Annotated in this window: 5 protein-coding genes and 2 pseudogenes; 4 read left to right on the top strand and 3 right to left on the bottom strand. The window is 64.0% G+C overall.

Features of this window, described 5'->3' with window-relative positions:
• The first annotated feature begins 171 nt into the window (after positions 1-171).
• Positions 172-1683, top strand: a complete 1512-nt coding sequence (locus tag ACWCO2_RS36580; RefSeq protein WP_450132389.1) for a hypothetical protein — start codon at positions 172-174, stop codon at positions 1681-1683.
• Between the two features lie 380 nt (positions 1684-2063).
• Here the strand turns inward: ACWCO2_RS36580 and ACWCO2_RS36575 are convergent, their stop codons facing one another.
• Positions 2064-2195 (bottom strand): hypothetical protein, encoded by a 132-nt coding sequence (locus ACWCO2_RS36575; RefSeq protein ID WP_450132388.1) that lies wholly within the window; start codon positions 2193-2195, stop codon positions 2064-2066.
• Between the two features lie 545 nt (positions 2196-2740).
• On the opposite strand from ACWCO2_RS36575, the pseudogene ACWCO2_RS36570 reads away from it, so the two are divergent.
• Positions 2741-3180, top strand: a pseudogene (locus ACWCO2_RS36570) (IclR family transcriptional regulator domain-containing protein).
• On the opposite strand, the gene ACWCO2_RS36565 reads toward ACWCO2_RS36570, so the two are convergent.
• Positions 3112-3531 (bottom strand): hypothetical protein, encoded by a 420-nt coding sequence (locus tag ACWCO2_RS36565; protein ID WP_450132387.1) that lies wholly within the window; start codon positions 3529-3531, stop codon positions 3112-3114. The pseudogene ACWCO2_RS36570 and the gene ACWCO2_RS36565 overlap by 69 nt on opposite strands.
• A 420-nt stretch (positions 3532-3951) precedes the next feature.
• Here ACWCO2_RS36565 and ACWCO2_RS36560 point away from each other — a divergent pair, with 420 nt between their 5' ends.
• On the top strand, positions 3952-5052 hold the full coding sequence (locus ACWCO2_RS36560) for a carbon-nitrogen hydrolase family protein (protein ID WP_450132386.1): 1101 nt from the start codon (positions 3952-3954) through the stop codon (positions 5050-5052).
• 550 nt (positions 5053-5602) lie between these two features.
• The gene (locus ACWCO2_RS36555) at positions 5603-5890 is read left to right on the top strand and encodes a transposase (RefSeq protein ID WP_450132385.1); all 288 of its coding nucleotides are present in this window, start codon (positions 5603-5605) and stop codon (positions 5888-5890) included.
• A 57-nt stretch (positions 5891-5947) separates the two neighbouring features.
• Here ACWCO2_RS36555 and ACWCO2_RS36550 read toward each other — a convergent pair.
• Positions 5948-6088, bottom strand: a pseudogene (locus ACWCO2_RS36550) (transposase); the annotation flags it as partial.
• Positions 6089-6093: the final 5 nt, after the last annotated feature.

Raw genomic sequence — 6093 nt, 5'->3', positions numbered from 1 at the left:
AACACCGCCACCGGACCGGTGCCGGTGTTGTTCAGCATCAGCGACTGGAACCCCGCGACCGAGCTGCGGTCCTGGCTGGCCGAGTACCTCGTCCGTGACTTCCCCTTCCTGGACGCCCCGGACGCCGTTGGGAAGAAGCTGGCCGAGGTCTTCGTCTTCCGCGGGCTCATCTTGCCCGTCCTCGACGGCTTCGACGAGATCCCCGAGGGCCACCGTCGCGCCGCGATCGGTCAGATCAGCACTCTGGACCTACCGGTGATCCTCACCAGCCGCCCCGGCGAATACGCCCGCGCCGCCCACGAGGTCAAAGCCGTCGGTGGCGCCGCGGCCATCATGCTTGAAGACCTCACCCTCGAGGAAACCCACGAATATCTGCGGCAGAGCACCGGCAAACCCCGCAGTCACGCGTGGGACGTGGTGTTCGAGCAGCTGCGCACCGCACCGGACGATCACGCGAGCCGGAACCTCACCACAGTGCTGAGCAGCCCGCTGATGGTCATGCTCGCCCGCACCGTCTACAACGACAACCCCGGCCACCACCCCGGCGAACTTCTTGACGCCGAACGCTTCCCGGGGGTCGAGGACCTGGAAGACCACCTCCTCGACGTCTACGTCGAAACCGTCTACACCCTCCGAACCAGTCCTCAGAACTCGCGACGACCGAACTGGAATCCAGATCAAACCCGCCGCTGGCTCGGCTACCTCGCCAAACACCTCGTCACACTCAAGACCCACGACCTCACCTGGTGGCAGCTCCCCGCCACTCTCCAACGCCACACCCGCATCCTCACCACCACAGCCACCTGGGGGATCGTAGGTGGGCTCGGCGTCATTGCCGTGTTCATGGTCATTGCCCTCGGGAGCAGAGAGGTGCCCGCAGGTGGGCTCGGTTACCGCCCCTTCATAGCGTTCCTGGCAGGGCTCGTGAGGGCGCTTCCGATCGGGCTCACTGTCGGGCTCATCAAAGAACTGGGATTCTCTCGTGGGCGTACCGGACGAGGACCCGAACGGCTTCGGCTGACCTTGCGGAAGCGGAGCCGTCAAAAGCGCTGTCCGCGGATTTACCTCAAGAAGTCCCTGTCCGAACTCATCGGCGGGCTCGCGATCGGACTCGCGATTGCGCTCGCGATCTGGTTCCCTGCTGGGCTCTATTTGGTGCTCAGCTCCGGGTTCACCGCCGAACTCGTGCACGACGCCGTGGACGTATTCGTGTCCGGAAGTGCGGTCGGGCTGGTGTATGGGCTTGTGAGCGTCGGTGTGTTCGCTCTCGGAGACAATCACGATCTCGTTGCCACCGATCCCTGGACACTGTTAAGTCGTGACCGTACGGTCACACTGGTCAGAACGACCACGTTGGCGCTCATGTTCGGGATCTTGTTCGGGATCTTGTTCGGGATTGTGTTCGGGATCGGATTTGCTGATAGGTCTTTGGATGGACTGACGACTGGGCTCGTGGTTGGGTTCGGGCTCGTGGTCGGACTGGTCCACCTGGTGCTCTCGGTGTGGGGAAGCTGGCTGCTGTTCGTACGCCTGTGGCTCCCGCTGACCGGCCGCCTACCTTGGCGCCCAAAGCGTTTTCTCGAAGACGCCCATGACCGCGGCGTACTGCGGAGAACAGGCGCGGTCTATCAGTTCCGCCACGCACGGCTGCGTGACCACCTCGCCGCACAAGACCGGAGCTAGAGCAGGACAGCCCCGGGAAGCCGCACCCGGCATCGAGCGGTTCGATTGCATACCGGCGGCGTCACGCCGGCGCTTCCCAAGTCTTGCCACCATTTTCCGGGACGAGAACGAATACGCTCCACGCTGGAGCCCTGTTCATGGATCCGGGGTGGGGCGCTTGGGGCGCTCACAGGGATGGTCTGGGGCTGAGTCCAGTGGTACTCGGCACGTGGCGGGCTCCGCTGGTCGAGGCTCTGGTCGTCCTTGGCCTGGTTGGAACGTGGGAAGGCCGGGATCAGCTGGGGGTGGTCGATCGCCAACGGCTGGATCTTTGACAGCTGCCCGCAGTTCACCCCGTGGAAGTGGACTCGCTCCAGCGGATCATGCTCTCGCGCAGCTGGTCAGGGTTCGGGGTGATCATGCTCGGCATCCTTGACCAAGGCGTTGGCGAGTTCCAACACGACACGGCGGGTTTCGGGGTAGAGGTCACCCCGTCCGGCCTCGTAAGCGAGGCGTTCGAGCAGGCCCACCACGATCCAGCGATCGGCTGGGATGATTGGGGCGCGGCCGACCTTGGATTCGGCCTGCTGCCGGAGGGATTCATGACGCAGAGTTGCAGCTGGCTTCGGCGCGGGTCCGCGCTCAGGCGCTGGGTACCCCGCGTGGTACAAGCCCGCCGGCCGCAGTTGCTGATTGAGTGGTGTGCTCGGGCTGCTCTGTGTGGGTGTTGGTCGATGCGGTGCTCTTCATGGGGCTGCGGTGTAGTAGGGCCCGTCATCGAAGCAGGGGAGGGGGCTGAGATGAGCGAGTTGACCGCCAGGCGCGGCCCGCCGCCCCCAGTGCGCGTGACCGTGAGCGCAGACGAGTGTCCAATGTGCGCTATTGAAGTCCTAAAATCGTTGATGCAGCGAAGCTTTCTGCTGTTCCGCTTACTTCTTGACCCAGTGTCCACTTAGGGCACTCGTTAGCGTGCCAGAGAACAGGACTTCGTTCAGCGCTTTTGATGTGTCCCGGGACGGTTCAGCGTGCCGAGTGGCAATCTCCTGTTTCTGTAGAGGGTTGATGTGTAGGGATCTTGGTGGTCAGTGTCGTGTTGTGGTGGCGGGTAGGGTGTTGGTTCCTGCCCGTGCCGCCGGTGGTGCTCAGCGCCCGCTGGCTCGGGCGGCAGGTGCCGATCCACGCGACGTCCGCCGGTAAGGCGTTCCGGGCCTGGCTGCCAGAGGACGACGTCGAAAGCGATGCTCGCCTCCCCGCGGAGTACACCGCGACCACTCGGACCGACCAGGACGCGCTGTGCACCGAACTCGCCGATATCCGCGAGTGGGGTACAGCGTCAGCGTCGGCGAGCTGGAGCCCCAGATGTACGGCGTCGAGGCGCCGGTGCTGGACGCCCGCCGTCGCCCCTTCGCCATCGTCAGCATCTGGGGTCCCCGCGACCGCGTGCCGGAGTCACGCTTCGCCGAACTCGGTGCCCTGGCCCGCGAAGCCGCCACCGAGATCGCCGCCGCGATGGCCTGAAGCACACGGTTCGGTTGAGCCTGCGGCGCACCCGGTTCCGGCCGGGGCCGAATCGCCGTACCGTGCTGGAATGGCGAACATCCGGGCTGTGCTGATCGACATCGACGGGTTCGCCGCCATCGACCCACCGGCGAGACCGGTGATGTCGGTTTTCGCTGACAGGATGACGTCGCGCACCCGCTGATGAAGCCCAATGGGAGCTCCCGGACCTAAGGCGTTTTCTTCGGCACGTTCGACGAGAAATCGTTCATCGCCGCCGCAGGCGCTGTGGGTACAGGCAATGTCGGCCTGGGTCTTCGGCTTCAACACCTGGAGCCTGTTGCCCCAGGCCATCGCGGCGGTGCTGACCATGTGAGTAGTGCACCACGTCGTGCATCACGGCTTCGGGTTCTTCGCGGCGACCGCCGCCGCGCGTGCACTGGCGTTGACATCGCTTTCCGTGGCCTTGAACCGGCGCAACAACCCAGATACGTCCTGGTGCTGCTGTCTCTGGCGCTGTGGGCCCCAACGCCGTGCGCTCTGACAAACTCACCTATGCTCTGGGCGGCGGTGGCAGTCGGTCTCGCGTTCAACACCAAGATGCTGCAGGGGGGCGTATTTCGTTCTTCAGGTGATCGCGCTCGGCTACCTTTGTGGCCTGCCAGCTGGCCCAGCTTCTACATATGTCCATAATGGACAATAAGTTGCGTTTGGACCAGATATTGCGTATTCGGATAATACGTGTTCGTATTAACTTGCTCACAGTTCATCCCATATGCCGAGGAGATTTCCGTGACGCGCTCTGAGGGCACCGCCCGCACGGTGGCGGCGGTGCACGCCGCGCCCGTGTTCATGAACACCGAAGCGACCATCGACAAGGTGATCGGTTTCGTTGAACAAGCGGGCCGAGACGGTGTCGAGTTGCTCGTCTTCCCCGAGACCTTTGTCCCTGGATACCCGTACTGGATCGAGTGTTACCCGCCGCTGCAGCAGGTCGCCGCCAACGTCCAGTACACCGATGCCTCTGTTGAGGTTCCAGGGCCTGAGATCGAGCGCGTTCAGGCGGCGTGCGCGAGGGCCGGTGTCGAGGTAGTTCTGGGCATCAGCGAACGGCTCCGTGGTACCCGGACCTGCTTCAACTCGCAGGTCTTCATCGACGCGGACGGAAGCCTGCTGGGTGTCCATCGTAAGCTCCAGCCCACCTATGCCGAACGCATCGTGTGGGCTCAGGGCGGGGGCGCGACGCTATCGGTGTTCGATTCTCGCTCCGGCCGTATCGGCGGCCTGTCCTGCTGGGAGCACACGATGAATCTGGCCCGTCAGGCCTTGCTGGAACAGGAGCAGCAGATCCACGCCGCGGCGTGGCCGGCCCTATCGACGATGGCCGGGTTCGAAACCGTCGCGGATGCGCAGATCGAGGCCATGATGAAGACCCATGCGCTCACCGCGCAGGTATTCGTCGTCTGTGCAGCCAACCCGGTCGACGAGACCTGTCTCGCCTGGATGCGCGACAACCTCGGCGAGCAGACCTTCGTAACAGCTGGGGGCGGCTGGTCTGCGGTCATTCACCCCTTCAACTCCTTCCTCGGCGGACCGCATACGGGCTCGGAGGAAAAGTTGGTCACCGCCACGATCGACTTCGCCGATGTCGGGGTTGTGAAGGCCTGGGTCGACGGGAAGGGGCACTACGCGCGGCCTGAGGTCCTGCGGCTGGGGGTCGACCGCAAACCGCTCTGGCACGACGAGCGTGAGGTCGAGCCGGATCGGGCGCGTGCCTACGTGCGCAACACTTCGTTGGCGATGCAGGAAGTCCCCGTGGCGCTGCCGCAGGGTGCGGCGCGCCCGGCGCCGCAGGAGTGGGATGCCTCTGCGGAGCGGGAGTTGAATCCGTAGGCGCCCTATTGGCGATGGTGTCCCCGCGCGGCGGTCGCTGGGTGAGCTGCTCCAACGAACCCGAATGATCCGCGTGAAGCGGGTGGGTTATGACGCAAGCAGGTCGAAATGAAACCCGACGACAACCAGCGCCAGGGACAGCCACTTCGCGGCGTGGCCATGTTTGCCCAGTTTGACCAGCCAGTCCAGGGCTTGGAGGTAGCCACGGTCCGCAGAGGTTCGTGATCGCTGCATTTCGGGCGACATTCCCTCGCACACGAGCAGAAGCTCCACTACGTCCTGGCAGAGCTCTTTGAGGTCGTCGCGCTCACGCGAAGAAGGGGGCTCAGGTGGCGCCGAGTCCGAGGTGGGGTTGTTTAGCGTGCCAGGGGGTGGCGGTCGTCAGTGAGCATGGCGAGGGCAGTGGCGATCTCCTCTAAGTTCGCACGGATGTAGGTCACGGTTGCTGATCCGTGTTCGGAATCGGTGTGGCCGGCGTAGTGAGGGGCCTCGAAGATCCCTTACAGGAACCCAATAGGGTTATCCTGTAAGGGAATCGAGGGAAGATCTAGTGGCGCCACCGAGTAAGTACTCGTCAGAGTCCCGTGAAGAAGCGGTTCAGCTGGCCCTGAAGTCCAGCAAGTCCGTAGCCGATGTCGCGCGGGAACTCGACATGCATCCCGAGACGCTGCGTACGTGGGTGCGCCGGTATGAGCGTGAGCACGGCGATCAGGATGAGTCGTTGTCGGTGGAGGAGCGGGCCCGGCTCAAGGAGCTCGAACGCCGTAATCGTGAACTGGAGATGGAAGTCTCCTTCTTGAAAAAAGCCGCAGCATACTTCGCGAAGGAACCCCGGTAGCAAGTAAGTACGAGTTCATCGAAACGATGAGACTTGACACCGTGGAGTATGCGGTGCGTTGCCGGTGCGGGCCCGGTGGCGGTCTTCGTCGAAGGCGACGTCACGGATCAGGTGCAGGCGGTTCTCGATCGCCCAATGGCCCTGGATGAGTTCCGCCAGGTCAGCTGGGGTGGCGGCGGTGGGTGGCAGGTCGGTCAGGTAGC

It is taken from the genome of Saccharopolyspora sp. NPDC002376 (assembly GCF_053593195.1).
The sequence above is the reverse complement of the archived record's forward strand: the minus strand, read 5'-3'. Positions and strand labels throughout refer to the sequence as shown.

What these genes read in the sequence shown, in the direction of transcription:
- ACWCO2_RS36565 (WP_450132387.1), bottom strand. Translation starts at nt 3,531, where the DNA reads ATGGTCAGCACCGCCGCGATGGCCTGGGGCAACAGGCTCCAGGTGTTG.